The following is a 25,200-nucleotide window of genomic DNA, read 5'->3' as shown; positions in this document are numbered from 1 at the left end:
ATCGTAGACCCTTCCTCTCAGGAGTTAGGGCCTCCGGCAATCCCGGGGCGGTTCACACAGAGAACAGCACGACCGTCACCAAGGTCACGGCGACCGATGTCGATGCAGGCACGGTGCTCCGCTACGCGATTGTCGGCGGCGCCGATGCGGGCCTGTTCAAGATCAACGGGCAAACCGGTGCGCTCGCCTTCAGGGCTGCGCCGGATTTCGAGGCGCCGAAGGATACCGGGAAGAACAACGTCTACGATGTCGTGGTGCGGGCGTCCGATGGTCAGCTGACCGATACCCAGACCATCGCGGTCACCGTGACCAATGTGGCCGACGAACTGCTGATCGGCACGTCGCGGGCAGACACGTTGATCGGCGCATCGGGCAATGACACGCTCAAGGGTGGTGCGGGCAACGACGCGCTGACGGGTAATGGCGGGAACGACGTTCTCGATGGCGGCAAGGGTGCCGACAAGATGGATGGCGGCACCGGCAATGACGTCTACATCGTGGACGACGCCGGAGACCAGATTATCGAGGCCGCGGGCAGTGGCGCCGACACCATCAAGACAAGCTTGAGCTACACACTCGCGCCCGAGTTGGAGAACCTCTCGCTTCTGGGTTCGGCCAGCTTGTCGGGGCGTGGAAACGATCGGCGAACACGCTGATCGGCAATGCTGGCGGCAACGTGCTCAAGGGCTTTGGCGACAACGACAACATCAAGGGCGGGGCGGGAAGCGACACGCTTTTCGGCGGTGCCGGCAAGGATGTGCTTACAGGTGGGACCGGGCGCGACTTCTTCGTGTTCGACACCGCCGCAAGCTCGGCAAACGTCGACAAGATCACCGACTTCAATGGCGATGAGAACGACAAGATCCAGTTCAGCAGCGCTGTCTTCAAGGGCTTCAATCATCTTGGTGCGCTTTCAGTCGACGAATTCTATGCCGCTGACGGCGCCAAAGCCGCGCATGATGCTTCCGACCGGGTGATCTACGACACCCTTTCCGGCAAGCTCTACTACGACGCTGACGGACTTGGCGGTGCTGCCGCCACGCTTGTCGCCGTGCTGGGTACGTCGAACCATCCCGTGCTGATTTACACCGATCTCCAGATCATCGCTTGATACGGCCAATACGGAGCGTCGAGCGGCCGAGGCTGTGGCCAATACGCGCGAAGCAGGCTGGCCTCTAAGCCCCCATCACCGCTTCCTTACACAAGCTCGGGATATGCACGGCGGTCCCCTCCCCATCTGAAATGGAGAGGGTGTTCAGGCGCGTGCCTTCTGCCGCAGGCTGTGCCAGCTGATATCGCCGGTCCAGCCGACGTCTACCGCTATCGCATCCGGTCCGGTAGCAGCGACCGGCGGCCCCAGCGTCCCGCGTGTGGGTGAGCACCACGCGGTTAGCTGGCGGCAGCCAGTCCGCGCCCTTAGTCGCCCTTGCCGGTCAGCGTCGGCAACGGAATGACTGGCTTGTAACCGCCCTTGCCGCCCGAAAGGGTGGGCATGGGGATCACCGGCTTGTAGCTGCCGCTGCCGCCCGAGAGCGTCGGCATGGGGATCACCGGCTTGTAGCCGCCCCGGCCGCCCGAGAGGGTGGGCATGGGGATGATCGGCTTGTAAGGCCCGGTCTGGCCCATGAGCTGGGTCTTGGACCGCGAATTGCGCGACACGGCGGACAGACCGAAGAGGTTCGAGAAGAAATCGCCGCGTCCGCCCAGCACCGGCAGGCCCAGAAGATCGGAAAGCGGTGCGGCGTCAACAGCCGACGAGGTCGAGCGGCCGCTCGTATTGCCTGGGTCAAGCGGTTCGCGCGCATCGAGGATATCGCGGACGGTATAGGATTCGCCGAAGCGCGGATGGCAGACGACCGCAGTCGCGCCCTTGGCGACACCGTCGGCAAGCTCGGCAGCGCGGGACTTGAAAACGCCAGCGCTGCGCGCATGCGCCAGCACCGCATCACGCGCGCCGGCTTCGTCGCCGTCGGGACGGGAGAGGACAGCCAATTCGTTCGGCCGATAGCCCGCCCTTCGCAAGGCGTTCGCTGCGTCCTCTGCCGCAGCGGCGCTGCTGTAGAGACGGCTTGCAACTTCGCTCATAGTGCACTCCCTTCCTGTATGATCCCAGATCCACCTGGGCTGCCCCTTTGGTTTCGGCCTGCATGGCTTCGAGCCGCATCACGAGACTCAGCGGCCAGCAAGGGTGCGGCGCTCGCCAACGTAACCAACAACAGCACAATCTCCAAACCATAGACGACATGGTATCCGGTTGCCGCATGATTGGAGGTCGTGGCGACGATGTCGCGGATGATACCGCCCAGCGCGACACCAAGCCCCGCCGCGGTCGCCTGGCTCGCGCCCCAGGCGCCGAGCGCGAGGCCGATCTGATCGCGCGGGGCGCGGTTCATGGTAGCTGTCAGCGTACCATGGCCGAACAGGCCGGCGCCTGCGCCGATCGCTGCCGTGCCCAGCGCGAAAAGCAGGATGCTATCGAGCGGCTGAGCCAATATGACCGCGGCAAAGGCAGGGATGCCCAGCACGACGCCGATGCAAGCCAGCCGCAGCGGATCATAGCCCCGCGCCAGCACGCGCGATGCCAGGCCGAAACCGGCAATGCCGCCAATCGCCAGAGTGGCGGTAAGCTTGGTCGTCTCGCCCACGGCGAGGCCGAGCACCTGGCCGCCATAAGGCTCCAGAAGCACATCCTCCATGGTGAAGGCCATGGTGCCGATTCCGGTGACGAGCAGGAAATTGAGCGCGCGGTCGCCAGCCAGAAAGCTTGAAAAGGCCGTGCGGAAATCAGGCGGAACGGGCTGCGGAACCCGTGCCGTGGACCGGCGCGGTTCCTGCTTCCACGCGGCGACGCCGATCAGCACGACTGTCAGCAGCGCAGAGGCCTGGATCACCTGGACAAGGCGTCCGGGCGTGAATTCGGCCAGCATCGCACCGAACAGCAGCGCGCTGGCGATCATGCCGACCAGCAGCATGACGTACATCAGGCCGACGACTTTGGGACGGCTTTCGGGCGCGGCGAGGTCGGTGGCGAGCGCGAGGCCGACCGTCTGCACCGTGTGCAGACCTGCACCCACGAGCAGGAAGGCCAGCGCGGCAGCTGCCTGGCCGACCCAGGCCGGGGCGCTGGCCGAATCGCCAAGGCGCGCGAGCACGAGCAGGGCAAAGGGCAGGATGGCGAGGCCGCCGAATTGCAGCATGGCCCCGCGATAGATGAAGGGGACGCGGCGCCAGCCAAGCTCGGAGCGGTGATGATCGGACTTGTAGCCAATCACGGCGCGGAACGGCGCAAACAGCAGCGGAAGCGCGATCATCGCCCCGACAAGCGAAGCCGGAACGCCAAGTTCAACAATCATGACCCGGTTCAGCGTGCCGATGAGCAGCGTGAGCGCCATCCCGACCGCGACCTGAAACAGCGACAGGCGCAGCAGCCGCGACAGCGGCAGATCGGGTGTGGCAGCGTCGGCGAACGGGAGGAAACGCGCTCCCAGTCCTGCCCATTGCCGCATCATGAAGCGACTGGCCCGGTTCATTCGGCTTACTCCGCTGAAAGTCCCGTAGAAGGTATTGGTTGGCGGGAGTGCGTCGGCACTCCCGCCTTCCAGGTCTAGCCGCCCGTTGGAGCCGGCGATTTTGTCGGCGTTTGCAACACCGCATTCATCGCCTGCTGTCCGGCGCCAGCCGGCGTCACATCGACCTTGACCGCGCCATCGGGTCCCGTTGGCGCGACGCGGATTGTGTAGCCATTCGCTGCGGCAGTCTTCGGCGCTGCCGCAGCTGCGGCAGCAGCGTCGGAGCCGTTGAAGAAGCGCTTCACCCATGTCGTGTTTTCGATCACCGCAAAATGGACGGTGAACGAGATCAACGCGACTGAGCCGAGAAAAGCGGGCAACCCGATGGTCGGGTTTACCACGCACCAAACACGTCCTTGGTTCATGGTCCTGCTCCTACTTCAGCCAGGGTGAGTACATGTACACAAGCGTGTGCGCGATCAGCGAGATCACGAAAAACACTCGCGCGCCGTCGATAACATGTTTGTGCAACTCTTCGCTTTCGCGGATCGTCAGCCCAGTCGGCCAGACCCGTTCAGGATCATCAAGATCGCTCATGGCAGCTCCTTCCCCCCACTTCTCGTCTTCAGAAGGCGGGCGGTGGCACCTGAGGGGAGTGCGGTGGCCCGTCCCGACGCACATTAAACGTGCACCGGCACCCCTGCATTCTCGCCTCGGCACCATATGTCAAGGATTCATAACGCTCAAAGATGTCAAGATAAATGGACACCCACCCCTCACCATGATACCGGGATTGATGAATTTGAGACGGTTTCGCAACGCGTTAGCCGGCTTTCATTGACTGCCATCGGCCAGATAATCGGCCGCGACACCCCCCTATTTCGACGACGCTGCCATCAGAATTCATTGGCGGGACTTCCCTGAAAAGGGACCGCAGAGGCGGTTCCGGCGCCCCGATGGCTGCTTGCATGGATTCGGCATACCAGCTGCCTGCGCCGCTTCAGGGCTTGATCGCCGGTGCGAGCAATTGCCCCGGTTCATCCCGACCAGGCTGGCCAGTCTGAGAGAAAGTGGGTGCTCGAGGAGGGGCTGTTCTGGTGCTGCAAGGGCCGCCGCCCCTCGTCCGCCGGAGGCTTGCTTCTTCCCTATCGGGCGCCCTACTTTCAATCGCCTCCCCTGACGGAGAGAGGGCTTTCCTGGGGCAGGGTCCGCTGCCCTTTTCCTGGCAGGTACCTCTCAACCGCTGCCAGGAATTGGGACGATCTGGACGCGCTCAGCCCCGCGTCTTCAGCCGCAAGCTGTCCCAGCTAATATCGCCTGTCCAGCCGCCGTCCACCGGCAGGGCTACGCCGTTGATGAAGGCGGCGGCGTCGGAGGCGAGGAAGGTGATGGCCTCCGCAACGTCTTCGGGCTGGGCGAATCGGGCCATCGGTACGCGGTTGACGATATCGGTGTCGTCATAGGCGCCCGAGCCCATGTCCTTCACGTCCATCTCGGTCTTGATCCAGCCGGGGCAGACCGCATTCACGCGCACGCCGCGACCGCCCCATTCGCCCGCGAGGGTGCGAGTGAGGCCGATGAGGCCGTGCTTGGACGTGTTGTAGGCCGAACGGTGGATCACCCCGCCAAGGCCAGCGACCGAGGCCACGTTGACGATCGAGCCCTTGCCCGCAGCCAGCATCTGGCGGCCGAAGGCCCGGCAGAGGAGGAACGGGCCCTGGAGGTTCACCGCCATCATCCGCTGCCACTGATCGAGCGTGGTGTCCTCCGCAGGCTGGATGAGGCTGATCCCGGCATTGTTGACGAGCACCGCCGCCCCGCCGCAATCGGCGGCGATGCGGGCGGCGAAGTCTTCGACGAAGGCCTCGTCGGCAACGTCGCCGCTCACGGCAATCGCATGCGGCCCGATGGCAGCGGCCTGCAAGCCTGCGTCCTGCATGTCGGTGAGCACCACGCGGTAGCCGGCGGCCGCCAGCCTGCGCGCGGTGACGAGGCCCAGGCCCTGCGCCGCGCCGGTTACCACTGCTGTCTGCATTGGTGCGCCCGGTCCTAGCGGCGCTTTGCGAAGAGCAGGGTCATGCGGTCGCTTTCGCCGATGGCTTCGTACTTGGCGCGGTCCTGGTCCTTCAGGGCGAGCACGGGGGGCAGCGTCCAGACACCTTCGGGCCAGTCGGCGCTGTCCTTCGGGTTGGCGTTGACCTCGCTCTTGCCAACAAGGCGGAAGCCGTGGGCTTCGACGAGCGCGATGACATCGGCCTCGCGCATGTAGCCCTTGGTGCCCTGGGTGTAATCGGCGGGGGCATCGGCCTTGGCGCGGTGTTCCTCGATGCCGAGGAGACCGTCGTCCTTGAGCAGGGCACGGATCGCGGCGAGATCGTTGTAGAGGAAATTGTCGGGCCACATGTTGTGGACTTCGCGCATGATGATCACGCGGTCGACCGTGCCCTTGCGCTCAGCAGGCACGGCATCAAGCGTGAAAGCGGGGATGCGCGCTTCGGGAACGCCGGTCCAGCCTGCGGCCTTGGGCGGGAACTGCGCGGGGAAGGCCTGGAGGCGGGTCTTGGTGTCACCCGTGGCGGTGGCGGTGCCGGCGGTCAGGCCGATGTAGGTGCCCTTGTCGCCCAGATAGGGGACTAGGACACGCGTGTACCAGCCGCTCGAAGGCATATAGTCCGCCACCGTCATACCCGGCTGGATGCGGAAGAAAGCAAGCGTTTCGGCGGGGTGGCGGAAGGCATCGCGCACCCGGTCCTTGTCACGCCGCGGATCAGCGAGCACCTTGGCCATGAGCGGATCGGGGGTGCTGGCGGCGGGTGCCGGTGCATCGGGAGCAGCAACCAGCGCGGCGGGCGCGGCGAGAAGAAGAGCGGCGAGAAGGGCAACTTTGCGCATGGGGTAACTCCGGTGGCGATTCGCACGAACTGCCATGCAGCCTAAGCGGGTGGCAGGCGATGACAACCGCCCCCTTCATTCCTATTTGGGCGGCATCGAATTCGGGGCATGGTCTCCGCGGAAAGGATCAAGGCAAATGGCTGAGGCAATCATGGCGGGCGGGTGCTTCTGGTGCACCGAGGCGGTGTTCCGCGACGTGATCGGGGTGACGGGCGTGGAAAGCGGCTACATCGGCGGGACCACAGTGAACCCGACCTACAAGCAGGTGTGCAGCGGGACGACGGGGCATGCCGAAGCGATCCGCGTTGCCTTCGATCCCGCGCTGTTGTCGCTCGATGATCTGCTCGACATCCATTTTGCGACGCATGACCCGACAACGCTGAACCGGCAGGGCAACGATGTCGGCACGCAATACCGCTCGGCGCTTTTTCCAACCGACGACGTGCAGCGCGCGGCAATGGAAGCCGCGATCGCACGCGCCGCGGCGGCTAGCGCCAAGCCTGTGGTGACGACGATCGAGGGTCCGGCCACGTGGTATCCGGCGGAGGACTATCATCAGGAATATTGGCAGGGCGAAGGCCAGCGCAATCCCTATTGCCTCGCAGTGATTCCGCCCAAGCTGATGAAGCTGCGCAAGAGCTTTGCGGCGAAAGCCAAGGGGTAAAAGAGGAAAGGTTTCTCGCGGAGGCGCGGAGGGGTTGATTGCGACCGCGAGGCCGTGTTCCCCTCGATGCGTTGATGCCCAGGAGCGGCTTCGCCGCAGGGTTCGGCCTCTTTTTTCGAAAAATGGGGACTGTCCCCTATTTTCTGATCCAGCGATGCGCCCTGATGCCCTGAATTGCTCCACTTCGCTTGCAAGAATGAGGGAGATGTGGAGGCGAAGCAGGCAGGCAATAAATGGGGACTGTCCCTATTTTTCCCACATCGCAGCGAAGAAGCCGTCGATGCCGCCCGCCTCGGCGAGCATACCGGGGTCGCTGCGGAACCAGCCTTCGGACGTGGGCGTGAGGCCGGCGGGGAGCTGGTCGGGCGTGATGGCGACGCGGCCAAGGGCCTTGACCCATTCGGCCTGCGCTTCGCCCTCGCCCGGTTCGAGCGAGCAGACCGCATAGACCAATCGGCCATCGGCGCGGATCGCGCCCGAGGCGCGCTCGAGGAGGCCGCGCTGGAGGTCTTCGAGGCCCGCCTGGTCGACAAGGCGGTGGAGCACATCGGGGTGACGGCGGCAGGTGCCGGTGGCGCTGCACGGGGCGTCGATGAGGACAGCATCGTAGAGTTCCGCCGGGGGGCGCCACTGCATGGCATCGGCGGCGACGACATCGACCGAAAGCCCGGTGCGGGCGACATTCTCCTGCAGGCGTTCGAGACGGCGGGCCGACTTGTCGAGCGCGGTGACCTGCCAGCCGGCGGCGGCGAGCTGCATAGTCTTGCCCCCAGGCGCGGCGCACAGATCAAGCACGCGGCGCCCTTCGCCCGGACCGAGCAGACGCGCGGGGACGCTTGCGGCGAGATCCTGCACCCACCAGGCGCCTTCGGCAAAACCGTCGATGCTTTCGACCGAACCCGCGCGGGCAAGGCGCACGTGGCCGGGCGCGAGGCTCATGCCGCCGAGACGCTCGGCCCATTCGGCAGTGCGGGCAGGATCGCGCAAGGCGAGATCAAGCGGTGGGGGAACGGCGAGCCCGGCGGCAATCGCGGCGACGCGCTCGGGCCACGCGGCTTGCCAGCGCGCAAGGGCGGCTTCGGGCAGCGTGGGAACGGAGGGCAGCCCCTCCCCCCGCAGCACGGCGGAGAACACACCGTGGGCAAGGCGGCGCGGGCCGCCGGTGAGGAGCGGCAGGCCGGTAGCGATCACGGCATGGGGCGGTAGGCCAAGCCGCAGCGCCTGCGCGAGCATGAGGCGCAGCACGCTGCGCGCCTTGGCATCGGATGGCAGGATCTGGCGGGTGGCGCTGTCGATGAGGCGATCGAGATCGGGTAGCCAGCGCAGCGCTTCGGCCGCGATGGCAAGCGCAAGGGCGCGGTCGTCGCCGCGCTCGATCGCGCGCAGCACCGGAGGTGCGGCCTGATCGAGTGGATCGCCGCGCCGCAGAACGGCATCGATCAGGCGCAGAGCGGCGCGGCGCGCGGGAACGCCGGGGAGTTCCTCTTCGGCGACTTGGGGAGAACGGGCCATTGGCCAGCCTATCGCGCGTGGTGCCCATCTTGGCAATTGCGCTTGCACGCGGACCCCGGCAGACAGAGCCCATGGACAAGCCGACCCTCCGCGCGACGACCCGCCCCGCAGGCTTTACCCGGCCGGCGCACTGGACCAACGAACCCGCCCCTGCACCGCGCCCGGCCGAGCAGCGCGATGATCCCGACGGGCTCGACCCCACGCGCTTCGGCGACTGGGAGCGGAACGGGATCGCGATCGACTTCTGAACAGGGCTGCTATTGCGGCAGGACCGCCAGCGGCGGCAGTGGGTGCCAGCCCCAGGGATTGAGCGCAAAGCCGGTGACGCCGCTGCGCACCAGCGACCAGCGCAAGGGCCGGGCGATTGGGATATAGGCATTGGCCGCAGTGATCTCGGCCTCCGCTTCGCCCAGCAGGCGCGCGCGCTCGCGCATGTCGCTGGTTCGCCGCGCCTCGGCCAGCAGGGCATCGCCCGTCTCGTTGCAGGCGGGCTTGTGGACCGCACAGGCGAGCTGGTTGAGGAACCATGCGGCGCGGCCGTAGCGCGCGGTGGCATCAAGCAGGCGCAGATCGGCAGGCATATCCTCGCCCACCTGAGCCGTGGCTATGCCGATCGCTGCGAAGTCGGCGGTGAGCCTATCGATCACCCGGCGTGTGCCCGGTCCGCTGGACGCGGCGATGCGCAGCACCGGCGCCGGATTGCCTGCAGCCCGATACCGCGCGACGCGCTCCGCCGCGAGCGCGCGGCGCTGTTCGAGCGCAACGCCGAGCCAGCGTTCGCCCACCGTACCGGCGTCGCCTGCCACCCCGGCGGAGACCACGCGCGTCGTGGCCTGCCAGCCGCCGATATTGAAGGCGGCAATGATGGCATCGCGGTCGATCGCAAGCGCCAACGCCTCGCGGTTGGGGGCATCGGCGAGGAAGCCCGCCTCGCTTTCAACGAGCAGGCCGAACATGCCGATGACCGGATCGATCTGCACATTGCCGCGCGCAAGGTTGTTCGCCTCGGCCAGTGGCAGCGAATCAATGCGCCCGCCGAGCATGAGGTCGGCATCACCATCATTGAAGCGCTTGACCGCCCGGGCAGCGGGGAGGAGATCGACAAGCAGGCTGCGGTTGTGGCGGGCAATCCCTTCCTCGCCGGCCAGGCCGCGCGCCTCTGGCGGGATCAGCGTCAGCACAGCGGCCTCGCCGCGCCGCGTCAGCGCCATCGGGCCGGCTCCGCGGCGGCCATAGGGCAGCCCCAGTTCGGGCTGTGCCAGCAGTGTGAGCAGATCGGGCAACGGGGCGACCAGATCGACCTCGATCACCCGGTTGGCCATGATGCGGACCTGCTCGATAGCGGCAAGATCAAGACCGAGCGCGGTGCCCTTGAGTTGGCCAAGCGCCTTGCGCAGCGCGGCGGCAGCGCTTTCGGCGGTGATTCGCCCGCCGCCCGGCCAGTTGCCGTCGCGAAGGCGGAAAATGTAGCTGCGGCCATCGTCCGTAATGATCCAGCGGTCCGCGATGGCGGGCACGATGTGCCCTTCGGCATCAAACCCGACCAGCCCTTCGACAGTAGCCCCGCGCAAGGTGCGCGCGGCCGGCGAAAGGCGCGCACCGCCGGTATCAAACGCGCCGCCATCGCCGATCAACGCGATCGGCAGCGGCCCCTCGCTGCGGCGGCCGCAGCCCGCGACCTGCAGCACCAGCACCGCAAGGCCCGCAAGCACAAGCCCGAGAGTCGCAGTCCGGGCCACGGAAAGGCGGGAGACATGCTGCATCGCTCCGCCGTGCTAGCACGCGGTGGCGCCCCGGTCAGCGCCGTGCGCCGCCCGGAAGGCGATAATCCTCAGATTTCGGTATCAGATCTTGCGTAGGCGGGTGGGATCGACGACCGCGAGCACCGGCTTGACGAAGCGCGGTGTGCTTTCGCCCTTGCCATTGCTGACCGGTTCGCGTGCCAGCTTGGGATCAATGTCTTCCATGAAGGCGATGCCGAAGCGGTTTTCCTGGATCCAGGCGACGACACCCTCGACCCAGCCGATATTGCGCAGGTTGATATCGAGCTTGGCGCCGCGGGTGACCTTGACGTGGCCCTCCGCCATCATGCCGCCGCCCGAAAGGTTGCGCACCTTGACCCGGTGCTCGTCACCGGCACCGGCAAGACGCACGTCTGCCATGAGAAACAGGCTATCACGCCCCACCTGCCGATGATCGAGTTCAGTCACGCCCGGTTTCCGTCTCATCTGCGAAAGAAAACTCCCGCGATCGGGCCCATGGATCAGGCCCGTCCGCCGTTTTGAAAGTCGCAAAACTTTCTGGCGATTTGCTAAGCGGGTCTGGCAAACAAAATCTTAATCTCGCGAGCGGTTAACCGTGCTTTGCCAATGCTGTACCGGAGCGGGACAGACCGGGCGCGATTGTTTGCGCCCGGTCCGAATCACATATCGCGCGAGATTTTCTCGCGGCGCTCATGCGCTTCCTGCGCCTCGACCGTCATCGTGGCGATCGGACGGGCGATCAGGCGGCCAAGGCCGATGGGTTCACCCGTGACTTCGCAGTAACCATACTCGCCTTCATCGATCCGGCGCATCGCGGAATCGATCTTGGCGATCAGCTTGCGCTGACGGTCGCGCGTGCGCAGTTCGATGCCCCATTCCGTTTCGCTCGAAGCGCGGTCGTTGAGATCGGGCTCGCGGATCGGACCGTCCTGCAGCGCGGAGAGCGTGCCGGCGGAGGCAGACAGGATCGACTTCTTCCATTCAAGCAGCAGGCGGCGGAAATAGTCCTGCTGCGCCTCGTTCATGTATGGTTCGTCGTCGGAAGGGAGATAGTCACCGGGCATGGCCCGGCGCGCTTTGGACAGTACGTCGATCTCGTCACTCAAAACCCCAGCCATCCGGCCCTCCAAGCTGCTGCTCTTGCGACCCCCAGGCGCCGCGATGCCCGGAGTGGGGCAAGCGAGGCTCTCGGTTTGGCGGGCCTATAAGCAAGTGGCGGAATCGGTACAAGGATTTCCTCGTAGGCAATCGCCACTTGTGCCCAGCTCAGAAAATCGCGGCAATCTTTGCGGCGTTAACCACTTGTTGACCAAGTTTGGTGACTTTGTCCCTGTCCGGCCTGCCATGTGCGGCGGCCCGGCGGGACAGGGGAACAGGGTTATGGCACAGACTTGGATCAAGCTGGTCTCTGAGACCGAAATCACCGGCAGCGCGGACAGCGCCGCGACCGACACGCTCGTCGCGACCTGCCTTGCCGCAGCCGCGGCCGGAGACATGGACGCACTCTTCGACCTTGGCGTTGCCTATTCGACCGGCAGCCACGGCGCGCCGTGCGATCTGATCGAGGCGCACAAGTGGTTCAACCTTGCCGCTGTGGGCGGACACGAGGAAGCGGCCATTTGCCGCGCCGAGGTTTCCGACGACATGACCGCGCGCGAAATCGCCGAAGCCCAGCGCCGCGCCCGCGAATGGCTGCGCGCGACGCGGACAGACAGCCGGGCGGCTTGAGCCTGTTTCACGCAAGGATCCCCTCCACCGCCTTTCAGGCCGCCCCCTCCCCATTTGCACCTTGTGAAACGGGAGAGGAATAGGGCAGCTCAGCCTTTCTTGAAGGGCGTGCGTTCGCCCAGCCAGAGCTGTTCCTGCGCCACGCCCTGCCGTTCGCGTTCGAGGAAATCGGCCACCGCGCGGCGAAAGCCGGGGTCGGTGATGTAATGCGCCGACCAGGTCGGCACCGGCTTGTAGCCACGCGCCAGCTTGTGCTGGCCCTGTGCGCCCGCTTCCACCCGTTTCAGCCCCAGCGCGATCGCGGCGTCGATCGCCTGATAGTAGCACAGCTCGAAATGAAGGAAGGGCTTGTCGACCACGGCCCCCCAGTAGCGGCCGTAGAGCGCCTCGCTGCCGATGAAATTGAGCGCGCCCGCGACCGGCTGGTCGCCGATGTAGGCCATGACCAGCAGGATCTTGTCCGCCATGCGCTCGCCCATCAGGGTGAAGGCGGCGCGGGTGAGATAGGGGCGGCCCCACTTGCGTGCGCCGGTATCCTGATAGAACACCCAGAACGCGTCCCAATGTTCGGGCAGGATCGCATCGCCGGTCAGCGTGCGGATTTCGACCCCGTCCTGCGCTTTCGCCCGCTCCTTGCGCAGGTTCTTGCGCTTTTCGGACGAGAGCTGGGCGAGGAAATCATCGAAACTGGCGTAACCTGCGTTGTCCCAGTGGAACTGGGTATCGGTGCGCAGGAGCCAGCCGGCTTCCTCGAACAGCGGGAGCTGCGAGGGTTCGATGAAAGTGGCGTGGGCGGAGGAGAGTTTGTTCTGTGCGCAAACCTGCTCGGCGACGCGCAGCAGGGGCACGCCGAGTTCATCGTGCCCGCCGGTGAGGAGGCGCGGACCGGTGGCCGGCGTGAAGGGCACGCTGATCTGCAGCTTGGGGTAGTACTCGCCGCCCGCGCGGTGCCAGGCATCGGCCCAGCTGTGATCGAACACATACTCGCCCTGGCTGTGCCCCTTGAGGTAGGCGGGCAGCGCGGCGGCCGGACGACCGGCATCGTCCTCGATCACCAGCGGGAGGGGTGACCAGCCGCTGCGGCCACCGACGCTTCCTGATTCCTCGAGCAGCGTCAGGAAGGCGTGGGTGGTGAAGGGATTGCCCTCCCCCGCCAGCGCGTCCCAATCGGCCGCGGCAACTTCGCCGACAGCGTGGTGGACGCGCGCGGTGATGCTCACGCGCGGTCGGCCTTGCTGAGCCCCGCCCCTTCCGCGATCGGGCCATCGCCATGCCGCAGCGCGCGTTCCATCAGATCGGGCGTGTTGACCGTCCAGGTGAGCACAGGGAAACCCCGGCGGCGCTGCGCAGAGGCAAAGCGGCTGGGCATGTCAGAGATATCGTAGGCGAGGAAATCAGGTTGCGCCCGCCACAGCATGATGTGGCGCCGAGTGCGCGCGAAAAGCGTGCGGCTGCCTTCCTCGCTCATCACCAGACCGCGCACCACGTGGCTGGAATGCCGGGCAAACCAGCGCGACACCCGCGGATCAAAGCTCATCACCGCGACAGGGCCGCGATAGCCTTCGAGCAGGCGGCGCACCGCAAGGCAGCTGGCCGGGATGCGGGTGGAGGGACGGGTCTTGACCTCGATCAGTAGAGGTACACGGCCCGCAACGAGATCGAGCAACTGTCGCAGCGTGGGGATCGTGTCCTCACCGCCGGTGATGCGGATCTGGCCGAGCTTGGCCGCGCTGCGTTCGATCAGGAGCCCGCTTTCGGCGGTCAGGCGGTCGAGTTCCCAATCGTGAAAGACCATGGCCTGCCCGTCGCTGCTGCGCTGGACATCGCATTCGATGCCGAGCCCGGCCTCGATCGCGGCGGCAAAAGCGGCGGGCGAATTTTCCGGCAGGCCCGCGCCGTGCAGGCCGCGGTGCGCATAGATGACGCCCTTGAGCCACGCCACCCGCGCGGCGAGCGGCGCGGGCGCGAGCAGGCGATCAAGCAGGATGGACAGCAAATACAGCATCGATTTCCACTGCGCAGCCGAGGGGAAGGACGGGCACGCCGACCGCGCTGCGGCTGTGCTTGCCGGCCTCGCCGAACACCGCGACCATGAGTTCCGATGCGCCGTTGGCGACTTTGGGCTGATCGGTAAAATCGGTGGTCGAGGCGATGAACGCGCCAAGCTTGACCACCCGGGCGATGCGATCGAGCGAGCCGAGCGCGGCCTGGGCCTGCGCCAGCAGCATGAGGCCGCAGCCGCGTGCAGCGATCATGCCCTCTTCCAGGCTGACATTCTCGCCCAACCGGCCCTTGACCAGCGCGCCGTCGACAAACGAGACCTGACCCGAGACATAGAGGAAGCCGCCCGCCTCGACCGTGGGCACATAAGCAGCGACCGGCGCGGCCGGGGCGGGAAGGGCAAGGCCGAGTTCGGCGAGCTTGGCGGCGGCGTTATACGTCATCGTTCACTCCGTTGATGCGGTCCATCAGCCAGGGCAGCGCATGCTCCCACTCGTCGATACGGGCATGAGCGTGGCCCTTCACATGCGCGCAATCGATGTGGCGCGCGATCATCGGCTCACCGCACAAATGCAGGCGGCTGACATGTGGGGCAATTTCCATCACCGACCCGTGGTGCTGCGGCAGATCGTCGATGAACACCGCCCGGCTGGGCTGGTATTCTTCGAGAATGCCCTTGAGCGCGGGCCCCTTCGGCCCCTGGTTGGTGAAGACGCGGGCATGGATGCCGACATCCTGCAACTGGCGCGCGCGGGCATCGCGGCGATCATCGTTGAGGTTAGTCAGGATCACCACGTCGGCATGTTCTGCCAGCGCATTGATCCCGGCAACCGCGCCGGCAATCGCGGGCTGGCGGTGCATCTCGTTGTCGAAGAACAGGCCGAGCAGGCGCCAGATCTCGGCCGGGGGAACCGCATCGCCGGTGCTCGCATAGCGCATGGCCTTGCCGAAATCGCTGTTTTCCATCACGAAATCGATGCCGTGCTGTTCGCCCAGCCACTCCTTGTAGGGCGCGACCATGTGCAGCAGCACTTCGTCGCAGTCGCTGATCACCAGCGGTTTCGTCATCACAATCTCTCCCGGGCGGCGGCAAGCTCAGCCGGGGCGATGCCCAGCGCCTCGGCCGCCGCGATCAGATCGGCCTCATGCCCGCAAAGAAATTCGAGCACCGCGCCCTGAACCGCCGGATCGCCAAGACCGGCGCGCAGTTCGTCCGGCGTCAACCCGGTGAGCGCGAGGAACCGCTCCGCCCGCTCACCATCACCCAGCACCCAGCCGAGCGCCTGCAGCGCGGTGGCGGCAGGATCGGGTGTGGAGGCGGATGCGCGGGCGATTGTCAGGGCCTTCCGGGGTGAGTAGGCAAGTGCCAAGGGCGGGGCATGAGGATACTGGGGCTCAGTGGCAAAAAGAATACTGGTTGTCGAGGACAACGACCTTAACCGGAAGCTGTTCTGCGATGTGCTGAAGGCCAGCGGCTTTGCCGTCGAGCCGCTCGCCGATGGGCGCGATGTGCTTGTACGCGCAAGGGAATTCGTGCCGAATCTGATCATCATGGATATCCAGCTGCCCAACATTTCGGGGCTGGAACTGATCGAGGCCCTCAAGGGCGATCCCGGGCTTCGGCTGATCCCGGTGCTGGCGGTGACCGCTTATGCCGGCAAGGGTGACGAAGAGCGCATCCGCGAGGCGGGGGCGGAGGGCTATCTCGCCAAGCCGGTCTCGATCGCGCCCTTCATGGCGGCGGTGCGCCATTTGGTGTGACGGGGCTGGTCTGGCTTACTGCCTCGCGGCAAAGTTCTCGGCGAGAAAGACCAGCACCGTGAGCGTGAGCCCCGCCATGAACAGGCGGTAGGCGTGACCGAGCCAGCGGTACTTCTTTTTCTGGAGCACCTGGCCGTTCTGATAGAGATCGTGGAGCATCAGCCGGTAGGCGGCCTCGTCAGACTTGAGATCGGCGAGCACACTCTGGGTCCATTCCTCCTCGTCCATTGCGCTGAAGGTGCCGAAGAAGAGCTTGTTGGGGGCGCCGCCGCCCTTGGCCGGGCGGCCGATCGAGGGCAGGACCGCAGTGACCGCGCACATCGCCGAGGCGAAAGCGAAGGCGGCAAGGACCAGCAGGGATGCGGGCAGATGGCCGTTCTTCGCCTGGCCCATGGTGATCGTGAAGACCACGAACGTCGCGCCCATCAGGATCGAGGCTTTGGAATCGGCCATCTGGCTGAGCGTGAGGTTCATCGTCTGCACGGTGCGCACGAGATGGATCGCGTGGTTCGAATAGCCCGAAGGGGAAAGCGGCGAAGGAGTTGCTTTTGGCGGCTCTGTCGGCAGAGGGTGTTCGGCCACGGGCGCTCTCCCAAGCTGCGTAGCTCGCAAGGGAGCCACAAAGCCGGGGATGCCACAGGGCGCCCACGCTTGACAAGCGGCGCGGCTGGCCGCTTTTCAGCCGCATTCTTGGGGCAAGGGCGCCTCAATCACGGAGAAGACAAGACATGGATCGCGCCGCTACCGCCGCCCGCATTGCCGAAGTGATCGAGCCGTTCAACAAGAACGGCCTTGCCATCGACGAGACCACCTCGTTCGCCGGGGACCTTGAATGGGACAGCCTCACGGTCATGGATTTCGTGGCCGCGATCGAGGACGAATTCGACATCATCATCAGCATGAACCAGCAGGCCGAGATCGAGACCTACGGCCAGCTGATCGATGCCGTGACGCAGCTGAAGGGCTGAAAGCATGAACGACATGACCCCGCCTGACATGGCGAAGCACGATCTTTTCTCGAAGTTCGATGCGCTGATCGAAACGCGCCGCTCGCTGCTGGCGACGGGCGTGACCGATCCGTTCAGCCTGGTGATGGAAAAGGTTCTCTCGCCCACCACCGCGATCTGCAGCGGGCGCGAGACGATCCTGCTCGGCACCTACAACTACATGGGCATGACCTTCGACCCGGACGTGATCGCGGCGGGCAAGCAAGCGCTTGACGAGTTCGGCAGCGGCACCACCGGCAGCCGCGTGCTCAACGGCACTTATGCGGGGCACCGCGCCTGCGAGGAGGCGCTCAAGAAATTCTACGGCATGGACCATGCCATGGTGTTCTCGACCGGATACCAGGCGAACCTGGGCATCATCAGCACGATCGCGGGCAAGGGCGATTACATCGTGCTCGACATCGACAGCCACGCCTCGATCTGGGACGGCTGCAAGATGGGCGACGCCGAAGTCGTGCCCTTCAAGCACAACGATATCGAGGCGATGGAAAAGCGCCTCAAGCGCATTCCCGAAGGCGCGGGCAAGCTGGTCGTGCTCGAAGGCGTCTATTCGATGCTGGGCGACATCGCGCCGCTGAAGGAAATGATCCGCATCGCCAAGGAAAACGGCGCGATGGTGCTGGTCGACGAAGCGCATTCGATGGGCTTCATCGGACCCAACGGGCGCGGCGTGGCCGAGGACCAGGGCGTGCTGGAGGATGTCGACTTCGTGATCGGCACCTTCTCCAAGTCGGTCGGCACGGTGGGCGGCTTCTGCGTTTCGAACCACCCTAAGTTCGAGATCATGCGCCTCGTCTGCCGCCCCTATGTCTTCACCGCGAGCCTGCCGCCGAGCGTGGTGGCAACCGCCGCAACCTCGATCCGCAAGCTGATGCAAGCGGGAAACAAGCGCGCGCACCTGTGGGAGAACTCACGCACGCTGCACGGCGCGCTGACGCGGCTGGGCTTCAAGCTGGGCACGGCTGAGCCGCAGAGCGCGATCATTGCGGTGATCATGCCGGACCTCGAGCGCGGGGCGATGATGTGGGAAGCGCTGCTGCGCGAGGGGCTCTATGTGAACCTCGCCCGCCCGCCAGCGACACCGGCGGGGATGACCCTGCTGCGCTGCTCGCTCTGCGCCGAGCATACGGCAGAGCAGGTGGGCATCATCACCGGCATGTTCGAGCGCGCCGGCAAGGCCGTGGGTATCATCTGATGGGCCGGACGGCGGCCATCGCGGCGCTCGCGCTCTGGGCTGGTCCGGCACTGGCCCAGACGGCGCCCGCGCCAAGCTGGCCTCCGCCCTCCCCGCCGGTCGAGGCGCCGGGCGAGGGTATGCTGGACAAGCCCTGTCCCGATCAGAAGGGGCTGTGGTTCGCCCACCCCTATATCCTGAAAAGCGACTGGGCCTGGGAATGCCATTATGCCGAGGCGAACCGCCAACTGGCGGCACCGCCCCGCGTGGTGTTCATCGGCGATTCGATCACCGAAGGCTGGATTCCGCAGAACGCGGCGCATTTCGGCAGCGGCGTGGTCGGGCGCGGGATCGGCGGGCAGACCAGCCCACAGGTTCTGGTGCGCTTTTATCAGGACGTGGTGCGGCTGCGCCCGCGCGTTGTCCATATCATGGTCGGCACCAACGACCTTGGCGGCAACACCGGCCCCAACAGCCCGGACATGTTCAAGAGCCACGTGGCCGCAATGGTCGATCTGGCGCGTGCCAATGGCATCGGCGTGGTGATCGGCAGCATCCTGCCCGCAGCAACGATTCCCTGGCGGGCTCAGATCAAGCCCGCGAAGCAGGTCGTGGTGCTCAATGCCTGGCTGCGCGACCTCGCGAGGGCCAAAGGCGCGGTCTATGCCGATTACCATGGGGCGCTGGTGAACGCGGAAGGGGGCATGAACCCGGACGTGGCACCCGACGGCATTCACCCCAACGCCAAGGGCTATGCGGTGATGGAGCCGATCGCCATCGCTGCGATTGCCGAGGCGGAGAAACAGGCCACCCAGCCGCGCTGAGCGCCCACATTGCCAAGCGCCGCGAGCCGTGCAACTTCTGGCTCACAGGCGAGGGTAAAATCATTGCGCGGGTTTGAAACCATACTGATCGCGGGGGCCGCTTTCGCCCTTGTTGCAACCCCGGTCATGGCGCAGGCGGGGCGCGATATGCCCGGGCATGATATGTCGGCGGTTCCGCCCGGCAAGCCGCTGAGCGAAGCGCAGACCGCAGACGGCGCCGCCAAGCCTGCCGATCCGGGCCACGGCGACCATGGCGGCGACGGCCATTCGCATGACGACAATGCCGTGCCGAAAGTACCCACGTTGCTGCCAGGCTATGGCAACGGCGGCTTCACCATCACGACTTCGGTTCCGGGCGCGCAGGCGTTCTTTTCCAACGGCCTCGAACTCGGCGCGGCCTTCGCCCACAAGGCGGCGATTGCCGCGATGACCGAAGCGGTGCGGCTCGATCCTGCCTGCGCGATGTGCCTGTGGGGCGAGGCGCTCGTTGCGGGCCCGACGATCAACTATGGCAGCGAACCCAAGGAACGCGCGCCGCTGCTGACCATCGCGCGCAAGGCGAAAACCCTCGCCGCGAAGACCGGTACAGCCCGCGAGCGCGATCTGATCGCGGCGCTGATCCCGCGCTATCTGCCCGGCAAGGACGTGCATGCGCGCGACGTCGCCTATGCCGCCGCGATGAAGAAGGTGGCCGCACGCTATCCCGAGGACAACGAGATCGCAGTGCTGACGGCGGACGCGCTGATGGTGTCCGCATTCCAGGAGGATGCCGACGATTTCGATCATGGCGCGCTCGATGCCGCGATCACGCTGCTGGAAACCGTGCTGAAGCGCGCACCCGAACATACTCCGGCGATCCACTTCTACATCCACGCCACCGAAGTGGTGGGCGAGCCCGCCAGGGCCGAGCGCCATGCCGATCAGCTTGCCCGGCTTGCGCCCAATGCCAGCCACCTCGTCCACATGCCCAGCCACACCTTCTTCTGGGTGGGGCGGTATCAGGATGCGGCAGACACCAATTGGCGCGCGGTGGAAATCGGCAAGGCGAACGCGAGGCGGCTCGGGCTGCCCGAGCCCAAGGGGGTCTGGGACCTGCCCTACCATGCGCACAACGTGATCTTCGGCCTCGGCGGGGCGATGATGGCGGGGGACGCGCGCACCGCGCTGAACCTCGCACGTCCCCTCGTGGCGCATTCGGCCGACCGGGAAAAGGCCGAGCCGTTCTCGCAGATGCTGGCTGCGGCGGGCTATTTTGCGATGGCGCGCTTCGATGATCCGGCAGCCGTGCTGGCGCTGGCCGAGCCAAAGCTGCCCTACCTCAAGACGGCGCGGCACTATGCGCGGGGCGAGGCCATGGTCTGGCTGCGCGATCTGGCGGGCGCGAAGGCCGAGCTTGCCGCTATCCCGGTGCAAGTGGCGGACAAGGGCAAGGACGGCAAGATCGACAGCGACCACCGTGCGCCCGAGCAGATGCTGGGCATCACGCGAGGCGTTCTGGAAGGGCGCATCGCGATGGCCGAGGGGCGCTACAAGGATGCCGCGAAGGCCTTCACTATCGCCGCCGAGATCGAGGAAACCAAGGATTTCATGCAGTTTTCCGATCCGCCTGCCTTCTGGTATCCGGTGCGGCGCGATGTCGCGGCGGCGCTGCTGGCATCAGGTGATGCGGCAGGCGCGCGGGCTGCGGCGGAGGACTCGCTGCGGCTGCGCCCGAGGGATACGGTGGCCGAGGATGTGCTCCGCCGCGCCGAGGGGATGACAGCGCGGGTGCATTGAGCAGGCAGGGTCAGGGAGCAGGCAGTCTCAGGGCGCGGTGCGTGCCGGAGCCTGCAGGGCCGCGTTGACCCGGTCAACCCCGCTGGCAAGCTCCGCCTGATCCGGACAAGTGCCGGCGCAGGCATCGCGCCGCGCAGTCAGGTCCTGAAGAAGCTGGAGCGCGACGGCCCTGTCGCCGTGTCCGGCCTCGAGTTCGGCCAACGCGATCTGCGCGGCGAGGTAGTTGCGCCGCTTGTGCAGCGCGCCTTCATAGTCCTTGCGCGCCGCCGCGTAGTCACCAAGACCTTTGTGCGCGAGGCCGGAGATCAGCATATGAGTGTAGGACGCCGTCAGCCGGTAGGGCCGCAGAATGGCGAGGCTGCGCTTGAAATCACCTTCCGACAGGGCATCGACGGCGCGGTGGATATAGATCTCGGCGCCCGTCAGGTTCTGTGCGCCGAGCTGTGCGGTCGTCGCGGTGAGGAAGCCGTTTTCGAGCTGTTGCTGCTGAATGCCGCCGACTTGCGCAGCGGCGGGGGCGGCAAGCAGCGCGGCAATCAGGGCGTAGGCGGGACGCTGGAACAAGGCCTCTCTCCTCGGTGACGACCGGGCGCGAAGGTACCACAGCAATGCTTCGCAGCAATGCCGTTCGCCTCCGTGGATAGGGGCTCTTACCCTTCCAGCAGCATCAGAGCATCGAGCGCGACAACGCTCTGGCCCTTGGGGTGCAGGATCACCGGATTGAGATCGACCTCGCGGATCGCGGGTTCGGCGCGCAGTACGCGGCCGAGCGTGACGATGAGCTGCGCGAGCGCGGGGACATCGAGCGCAGGGGCGCCGCGATAGCCCGAAAGGATCGCCGCGCTCTTCAGCTGCATGAGTTCGGCCTCGACCGCTTCGGCGGTCATGTCGGCAGCAAGAAGGCGCACGTCTCCAAGGATTTCGGCCGTCACGCCGCCGAAGCCGGCAAGCAGGACCGGACCCCATTCGGGATCGTTCTTCGCGCCGACGATCATCTCGACGCCCCGGGCCCCCATCGCCTCGATCAGCACGCCATCGAGCGTGATCGCGGCAGAGTAGGCTGCCACGGAAGCGTGCATCCTGTCCCATGCAGCGCGGACAGCAGCGGCATCCGAAAGGTTCAGGATCACGCCGCCAGCGTCGCTCTTGTGGCTCAGCGCGGCGGCCTGCGCCTTCATCGCGACGGGATAGCCAAGCGCCTCGGCAGCCGCGACGGCGGCATCGGCACTCGCCGCGAACTGACCCGCCGGGAAAGGAATGCCAAGCGGGCCGAGCAGCGCCTTGGCCTGATATTCGGGGATCACATCGGTGTGATCGGCAAGCCCGGGCACGGGGAGCGCGGCCTCGGCGTTGACGGCGTTATCCCGCGCCGCGAAATGCGTGAGCCGGGTGATCGCCCGCAGCGCACGCTCGGTCGTCGGGAACCACGGGATCCCGGCGGCGCGCAAGGCGGCGATGCGTTCGGCCGGGACAGCAGCGCCTTCGTCGAGCCCGGCAAAGATCAACGGCTTGGTGAGGGGCTTGGCGGTCGCGGCAGCAAGGATCGGAGGGAACTTGATGGCACAGGTGACGGCCTCGGCCTGAATGATCCCGGCGAGCACGGTGCCGACACGCGGATCATCGAGCAGCGCCTCGAGGCAGCGGGTGTAGATCGCGGGCTCGGAGAGGCCCTGCGCGGTGATGTCGAGCGGATTGCTGACCGGCACAAACGGCGGCAGCGCAGCGCGCAGGGCGGGCGAATCCGCATCCCCCAGCGCAGCGAGCGGCAGGCCGAGCGCTTCAGCCAGATCGAGCGTGAGCGCCTTGAACGCGCCGGATTCGCCCAGGACCGCCGCCGCGCCAGAAGGCAATGCGGGGCAGCGCACCGCGATTTCCGAGATGTCGCCCAGTTCCTCCAGCGTTTCCGCCATGATCACCCCGGCGCGCTCCACCTTGGCGCGCATCAAGGCATGATCGCCGGCCAGTGCGCCGGTGTGTGTTGCGGCGGATTCGCGCGCCGCGCTCGAGGTGCCGGGGTGGAGCAGCACGACCGGCTTGCCCGCAGCGCGCGCGCGGGCGGCGGCGGCGAGGAAGCGCGCCGGCTTGCGGAATTGCTCGACGATCATCGCGATCACATGAGTGTCGTCCTGGTCGATCATCCAATCGACATAGTCCTCGACGCCGCTCGCCGCCTCGTTGCCGGTCGAAACCGAGTAGGACACGCCGCAATCGCGCGCGAGGAGCATGGTGCCAAGCACCGCAGCCATCGCGCCCGATTGCGAGACAATGCCGATGGCGCGGCGGCCGGCCGGCGGCACCGCCTTGGTCTCGACGAACGTCAGCGGGATCCGGTCGACGTAGTTGACGAGGCCGAGGCAATTGGGGCCTTCGACGACCATGCCCGCGGCATGGGCAATGCGCGCGATCTCCTGCTGTTCGGCAAGACCTTCCGCTCCGCCTTCGGCAAAGCCCGCAGCGAAGATCACCACGCCGCCGACGTTGCGTTCGGCCAGCGCGCGTACCGCATCGAGCACGCCCGCGCGGGGGATGGCAAGCACGGCGGCATCGACACCCTCGGGCAGCGCCTCGATCCCCGGCAGACAGGCACGCCCGCCAAGGCTCTCGCGCTTGGGGTTGATCGGATAGACATCGCCGCCAAAGCCGTTGGCATCGAGATTGGAGAGCAGCGTGGTGCCAAGCGCACCGGGCTTGTCGGACGCGCCGACCACCGCGACCGAGCGCGGCCGAAGCAGCCGCTCGAGCGCCGGACGGGTTGGGGCGTTGCTGGCAGGGATGGCAGGATCGGACACGACGCTCTCCGGATTTGGTTATACTATATAACAATAGCCGCTGCGACAGCGCAGGGCAAGGCTGCCCGCAAGGGCGTGCGGCAGCTTGGCAGGAGGTTGACGGGCAGGCGCAGCTCGTGGCAGAAGCCGGGCGAGCGCGGGTATAGCTTAGTGGTAAAGCTCCAGCCTTCCAAGCTGGCTATGCGGGTTCGATTCCCGCTACCCGCTCCATTTGCCGTCCAGCCGCGTCCGTATCAGTCTGGAAAAACCTGCAAAAACCAAGGTATTCTGCGCAAATCAGGCCGCATTCGTCCATCCGCGTCCACATCTAGCCGCCAGCCGATGGGGGTATGATTGGGGGAAGCCAAGAGAGGCTGGGGGTAGCGCGTGCAGCCTTTGGGGTATGCGAGGCTGGCCATGGCACTGACAGACGTTGCAATCCGGCAGGCGAAACCGGGACCGAAGCCCTACAAGGTGGCAGACGGGGAAGGCCTCTATCTGCTGATGACGCCAGCCGGTGGGAAGCTCTGGCGACTTAAGTACCGGCTGGCAGGTAAAGAGAAGCTGATGGCCTTCGGCGCCTATCCCGAAGTGAGTCTGGTCGCTGCGCGCAAGCGGCGGGACGAGGCCCGGCAGCAGCTCCCCGCCAGCAAAGACCCGTCGCGGGAAAAGCAACGGGCGAAAGGTGCGGCAACAGGCCGAAGCCATGAACACCTTTGCCATCATATCCGCAGAGTGTTGTGCCTAGCGAAAGAGCGACGGCCAAGGCGGCTGGTCGCCCGCCACGTCCACGCGGAGCGAATATCTCCTGTCCCGGCTGAATTCCGCCGTGGGGAGCTTACCGATCGGGGAGATTGAGCCGAGCGACATTCTGGCTGCTGTCCGCACGATTGAAGCCAAGGGTAAGATGGAAAGCGCCCGCCGGACGTTGCAGCTAGCCGGGATGGTGTTCCGCTATGCCGTGGCGACTGCCCGGCTGGCGTCCGATCCCACGTGCGACCTACGCGGGGCGCTGGCAACGCCGAAGGTGACGCACTACGCGGCGGTTCTGGAACCGGTGAAGGTGGGCGAGCTGCTCCGGGCCATAGACGGCTATGAAAGCCTTGGGCTTACCCGGAGGGCGTTGCAACTGGCTCCCCCCGTCTTTGTCCCGCCCGGCGAGCTGCGGCACGCCCGTTGGGAGGAAATCGACCTGGACGGCGCGCTCTGGACCATCCCAGCCGAGAAAACGAAAATGCAGAAGGATCACCGCGTACCGCTGTCACGGCAGGCCTTGGCGATCCTGCGGGAGCTTCATGCCCTCACCGGCCCGGCTGGTTATGTCTTTCCCTCTGTCCGCACCCGCACCCGCCCCATGAGTGAGAACACCTTGAACGCGGGTCTGCGGCGGCTGGGTTACACTACTGACGAAATGACCGCCCATGGCTTCCGGGCCATGGCCGCAACGCTGTTGAACGAAAGCGGCAAGTAGCACCCGGACGCTATCGAGCGGGCGCTTGCCCAAGGCGATACCGACAAGGTGCGAGCGGCCTGCACGCGCGGGGCACACTGGCAAGAGCGGGTGGCCATGGCGCAATTGTGGTCAGATTATCTGCACCAATTGCGCAAGGGGGCGGAAATTGGTGCGCACTAATGGCACTTCGTGATTGTCAAGATTTATTCCCTCGATTTTGCCAGGTTTGCGAGGCTCTACCTATTGAATATTCCCCGTCTGTTCTCACACGTTGGACACCGGGGTTAGGAAGGCTGGCCGACAAGCGCGCATCCGTAAGCATACGCCGAAGGCCGCAGCGTGTTTCGATCAGGCGGCGATTGCGCGTT

General features: G+C 66.0%; 30 protein-coding genes and 1 tRNA gene. 13 read left to right on the top strand and 18 right to left on the bottom strand.

All coding sequences use genetic code 11. The annotated features are described in order from the left end of the window. Window positions 1-656 (top strand): cadherin domain-containing protein (locus WCL10_RS19360; RefSeq protein WP_336897287.1); only part of this gene is annotated, 656 nt, incomplete at its 5' end. A gap of 20 nt (window positions 657-676) precedes the next feature. Then, window positions 677-1,111 (top strand): hypothetical protein, encoded by a 435-nt coding sequence (locus WCL10_RS19355; protein WP_336897286.1) that lies wholly within the window; start codon window positions 677-679, stop codon window positions 1,109-1,111. Window positions 1,112-1,416: 305 nt separating this feature from the next. On the opposite strand, the gene WCL10_RS19350 is transcribed toward WCL10_RS19355, so the two are convergent. The 6 genes from WCL10_RS19350 to WCL10_RS19325 all read right to left on the bottom strand — a co-directional run bounded on the left by WCL10_RS19350 (window position 1,417) and on the right by WCL10_RS19325 (window position 6,401). Continuing rightward, a complete protein-coding gene (locus WCL10_RS19350) occupies window positions 1,417-2,085 on the bottom strand; it encodes a hypothetical protein (protein WP_336897285.1) in 669 nt (222 codons plus the stop codon). After that, window positions 2,082-3,530, bottom strand: coding sequence for a PucC family protein (locus WCL10_RS19345; RefSeq protein ID WP_336897284.1), 1,449 nt, complete (start codon window positions 3,528-3,530; stop codon window positions 2,082-2,084). Before WCL10_RS19345 ends, WCL10_RS19350 begins: the two co-directional genes overlap by 4 nt. Before the next feature lie 74 nt (window positions 3,531-3,604). Next, window positions 3,605-3,934: a light-harvesting protein gene (locus WCL10_RS19340; RefSeq protein ID WP_336897283.1), complete on the bottom strand. Its 330-nt coding sequence runs from the start codon at window positions 3,932-3,934 to the stop codon at window positions 3,605-3,607. 10 nt (window positions 3,935-3,944) lie between these two features. Further along, window positions 3,945-4,106, bottom strand: coding sequence for a light-harvesting antenna LH1, beta subunit (gene pufB / locus WCL10_RS19335; RefSeq protein WP_336897282.1), 162 nt, complete (start codon window positions 4,104-4,106; stop codon window positions 3,945-3,947). Between the two features lie 676 nt (window positions 4,107-4,782). Beyond that, window positions 4,783-5,544 carry an SDR family oxidoreductase gene (locus WCL10_RS19330; protein WP_336897281.1) on the bottom strand — a complete coding sequence of 254 codons (762 nt, stop codon included), beginning with the start codon at window positions 5,542-5,544 and terminating at the stop codon, window positions 4,783-4,785. Window positions 5,545-5,558: 14 nt separating this feature from the next. Continuing rightward, the gene (locus tag WCL10_RS19325) at window positions 5,559-6,401 is read right to left on the bottom strand and encodes a methyltransferase (protein ID WP_336897280.1); all 843 of its coding nucleotides are present in this window, start codon (window positions 6,399-6,401) and stop codon (window positions 5,559-5,561) included. A 136-nt stretch (window positions 6,402-6,537) separates the two neighbouring features. Between WCL10_RS19325 and msrA the strand changes: the two genes are divergently transcribed. Then, on the top strand, window positions 6,538-7,065 hold the full coding sequence (gene msrA, locus WCL10_RS19320; RefSeq protein ID WP_336897279.1) for a peptide-methionine (S)-S-oxide reductase MsrA: 528 nt from the start codon (window positions 6,538-6,540) through the stop codon (window positions 7,063-7,065). A 246-nt stretch (window positions 7,066-7,311) separates the two neighbouring features. Here the strand turns inward: msrA and WCL10_RS19315 are convergent, their stop codons facing one another. After that, the gene (locus WCL10_RS19315) at window positions 7,312-8,577 is read right to left on the bottom strand and encodes a methyltransferase domain-containing protein (protein WP_336897278.1); all 1,266 of its coding nucleotides are present in this window, start codon (window positions 8,575-8,577) and stop codon (window positions 7,312-7,314) included. Window positions 8,578-8,648: 71 nt separating this feature from the next. On the opposite strand from WCL10_RS19315, the gene WCL10_RS19310 reads away from it, so the two are divergent. Next, a complete protein-coding gene (locus tag WCL10_RS19310) occupies window positions 8,649-8,825 on the top strand; it encodes a DUF1674 domain-containing protein (RefSeq protein ID WP_336897277.1) in 177 nt (58 codons plus the stop codon). Window positions 8,826-8,834: 9 nt separating this feature from the next. Here WCL10_RS19310 and WCL10_RS19305 read toward each other — a convergent pair whose 3' ends face one another. From WCL10_RS19305 to dksA, 3 genes are all read right to left on the bottom strand, one after another. Beyond that, the gene (locus WCL10_RS19305; RefSeq protein WP_336897276.1) at window positions 8,835-10,316 is read right to left on the bottom strand and encodes an ABC transporter substrate-binding protein; all 1,482 of its coding nucleotides are present in this window, start codon (window positions 10,314-10,316) and stop codon (window positions 8,835-8,837) included. Window positions 10,317-10,421: 105 nt separating this feature from the next. Next, complete coding sequence (locus tag WCL10_RS19300; RefSeq protein WP_336897275.1) at window positions 10,422-10,787, bottom strand: PilZ domain-containing protein; 366 nt, start codon at window positions 10,785-10,787, stop codon at window positions 10,422-10,424. A gap of 212 nt (window positions 10,788-10,999) precedes the next feature. Beyond that, window positions 11,000-11,458: an RNA polymerase-binding protein DksA gene (gene dksA, locus WCL10_RS19295; protein WP_336897274.1), complete on the bottom strand. Its 459-nt coding sequence runs from the start codon at window positions 11,456-11,458 to the stop codon at window positions 11,000-11,002. A gap of 262 nt (window positions 11,459-11,720) precedes the next feature. Here dksA and WCL10_RS19290 point away from each other — a divergent pair, with 262 nt between their 5' ends. After that, window positions 11,721-12,068 (top strand): hypothetical protein, encoded by a 348-nt coding sequence (locus tag WCL10_RS19290; protein ID WP_336897273.1) that lies wholly within the window; start codon window positions 11,721-11,723, stop codon window positions 12,066-12,068. An 89-nt stretch (window positions 12,069-12,157) separates the two neighbouring features. On the opposite strand, the gene WCL10_RS19285 is transcribed toward WCL10_RS19290, so the two are convergent. From WCL10_RS19285 to WCL10_RS19265, 5 genes are read right to left on the bottom strand one after another with little or no spacing between them, the layout of a single operon-like run. Beyond that, window positions 12,158-13,288 carry a GNAT family N-acetyltransferase gene (locus tag WCL10_RS19285; RefSeq protein ID WP_336897272.1) on the bottom strand — a complete coding sequence of 377 codons (1,131 nt, stop codon included), beginning with the start codon at window positions 13,286-13,288 and terminating at the stop codon, window positions 12,158-12,160. Continuing rightward, on the bottom strand, window positions 13,285-14,064 hold the full coding sequence (locus WCL10_RS19280) for a glycerophosphodiester phosphodiesterase family protein (RefSeq protein WP_336897288.1): 780 nt from the start codon (window positions 14,062-14,064) through the stop codon (window positions 13,285-13,287). The genes WCL10_RS19285 and WCL10_RS19280 overlap by 4 nt, the downstream gene beginning before the upstream one ends. Further along, the gene (locus WCL10_RS19275) at window positions 14,045-14,512 is read right to left on the bottom strand and encodes a RidA family protein (RefSeq protein ID WP_336897271.1); all 468 of its coding nucleotides are present in this window, start codon (window positions 14,510-14,512) and stop codon (window positions 14,045-14,047) included. Before WCL10_RS19275 ends, WCL10_RS19280 begins: the two co-directional genes overlap by 20 nt. After that, window positions 14,502-15,137, bottom strand: coding sequence for an HAD family hydrolase (locus tag WCL10_RS19270; RefSeq protein ID WP_336897270.1), 636 nt, complete (start codon window positions 15,135-15,137; stop codon window positions 14,502-14,504). Before WCL10_RS19270 ends, WCL10_RS19275 begins: the two co-directional genes overlap by 11 nt. After that, window positions 15,137-15,439, bottom strand: coding sequence for a DUF3572 domain-containing protein (locus WCL10_RS19265; protein WP_336897269.1), 303 nt, complete (start codon window positions 15,437-15,439; stop codon window positions 15,137-15,139). The genes WCL10_RS19270 and WCL10_RS19265 overlap by 1 nt, the downstream gene beginning before the upstream one ends. A 28-nt stretch (window positions 15,440-15,467) precedes the next feature. Between WCL10_RS19265 and WCL10_RS19260 the strand changes: the two genes are divergently transcribed. Further along, window positions 15,468-15,830 (top strand): response regulator, encoded by a 363-nt coding sequence (locus tag WCL10_RS19260; protein WP_336897268.1) that lies wholly within the window; start codon window positions 15,468-15,470, stop codon window positions 15,828-15,830. Between the two features lie 15 nt (window positions 15,831-15,845). Here the strand turns inward: WCL10_RS19260 and WCL10_RS19255 are convergent, their stop codons facing one another. Beyond that, window positions 15,846-16,412 carry a Pycsar system effector family protein gene (locus WCL10_RS19255; protein WP_336897267.1) on the bottom strand — a complete coding sequence of 189 codons (567 nt, stop codon included), beginning with the start codon at window positions 16,410-16,412 and terminating at the stop codon, window positions 15,846-15,848. Window positions 16,413-16,558: 146 nt separating this feature from the next. On the opposite strand from WCL10_RS19255, the gene WCL10_RS19250 reads away from it, so the two are divergent. From WCL10_RS19250 to WCL10_RS19235, 4 genes are all read left to right on the top strand, one after another. Further along, complete coding sequence (locus WCL10_RS19250) at window positions 16,559-16,798, top strand: acyl carrier protein (protein ID WP_336897266.1); 240 nt, start codon at window positions 16,559-16,561, stop codon at window positions 16,796-16,798. A 4-nt stretch (window positions 16,799-16,802) separates the two neighbouring features. Beyond that, window positions 16,803-18,032 carry an aminotransferase class I/II-fold pyridoxal phosphate-dependent enzyme gene (locus WCL10_RS19245; RefSeq protein ID WP_336897265.1) on the top strand — a complete coding sequence of 410 codons (1,230 nt, stop codon included), beginning with the start codon at window positions 16,803-16,805 and terminating at the stop codon, window positions 18,030-18,032. Beyond that, on the top strand, window positions 18,032-18,835 hold the full coding sequence (locus WCL10_RS19240; RefSeq protein ID WP_336897264.1) for an SGNH/GDSL hydrolase family protein: 804 nt from the start codon (window positions 18,032-18,034) through the stop codon (window positions 18,833-18,835). Before WCL10_RS19245 ends, WCL10_RS19240 begins: the two co-directional genes overlap by 1 nt. A gap of 63 nt (window positions 18,836-18,898) precedes the next feature. Further along, window positions 18,899-20,611 (top strand): hypothetical protein, encoded by a 1,713-nt coding sequence (locus WCL10_RS19235; RefSeq protein ID WP_336897263.1) that lies wholly within the window; start codon window positions 18,899-18,901, stop codon window positions 20,609-20,611. A 27-nt stretch (window positions 20,612-20,638) separates the two neighbouring features. Here the strand turns inward: WCL10_RS19235 and WCL10_RS19230 are convergent, their stop codons facing one another. Both WCL10_RS19230 and WCL10_RS19225 read right to left on the bottom strand, forming a co-directional pair. Beyond that, a complete protein-coding gene (locus WCL10_RS19230) occupies window positions 20,639-21,175 on the bottom strand; it encodes a hypothetical protein (RefSeq protein ID WP_336897262.1) in 537 nt (178 codons plus the stop codon). 86 nt (window positions 21,176-21,261) lie between these two features. Next, on the bottom strand, window positions 21,262-23,400 hold the full coding sequence (locus WCL10_RS19225) for an acetate--CoA ligase family protein (RefSeq protein ID WP_336897261.1): 2,139 nt from the start codon (window positions 23,398-23,400) through the stop codon (window positions 21,262-21,264). A 136-nt stretch (window positions 23,401-23,536) separates the two neighbouring features. On the opposite strand from WCL10_RS19225, the gene WCL10_RS19220 reads away from it, so the two are divergent. From WCL10_RS19220 to WCL10_RS19210, 3 genes are all read left to right on the top strand, one after another. Next, a tRNA-Gly gene (locus tag WCL10_RS19220) sits at window positions 23,537-23,610 on the top strand. Between the two features lie 186 nt (window positions 23,611-23,796). Continuing rightward, window positions 23,797-24,237, top strand: coding sequence for an Arm DNA-binding domain-containing protein (locus tag WCL10_RS19215; protein WP_336897260.1), 441 nt, complete (start codon window positions 23,797-23,799; stop codon window positions 24,235-24,237). A 49-nt stretch (window positions 24,238-24,286) separates the two neighbouring features. Further along, window positions 24,287-24,850 carry a site-specific integrase gene (locus WCL10_RS19210; RefSeq protein WP_336897259.1) on the top strand — a complete coding sequence of 188 codons (564 nt, stop codon included), beginning with the start codon at window positions 24,287-24,289 and terminating at the stop codon, window positions 24,848-24,850. The last annotated feature ends 350 nt before the right edge of the window (window positions 24,851-25,200 follow it).

The sequence above is a fragment of the Novosphingobium sp. genome (assembly GCF_037133355.1).
In the GTDB taxonomy this organism is placed as follows: Bacteria; Pseudomonadota; Alphaproteobacteria; order Sphingomonadales; family Sphingomonadaceae; genus Novosphingobium.
This window is presented reverse-complemented; position numbering and strand designations above follow the sequence as displayed.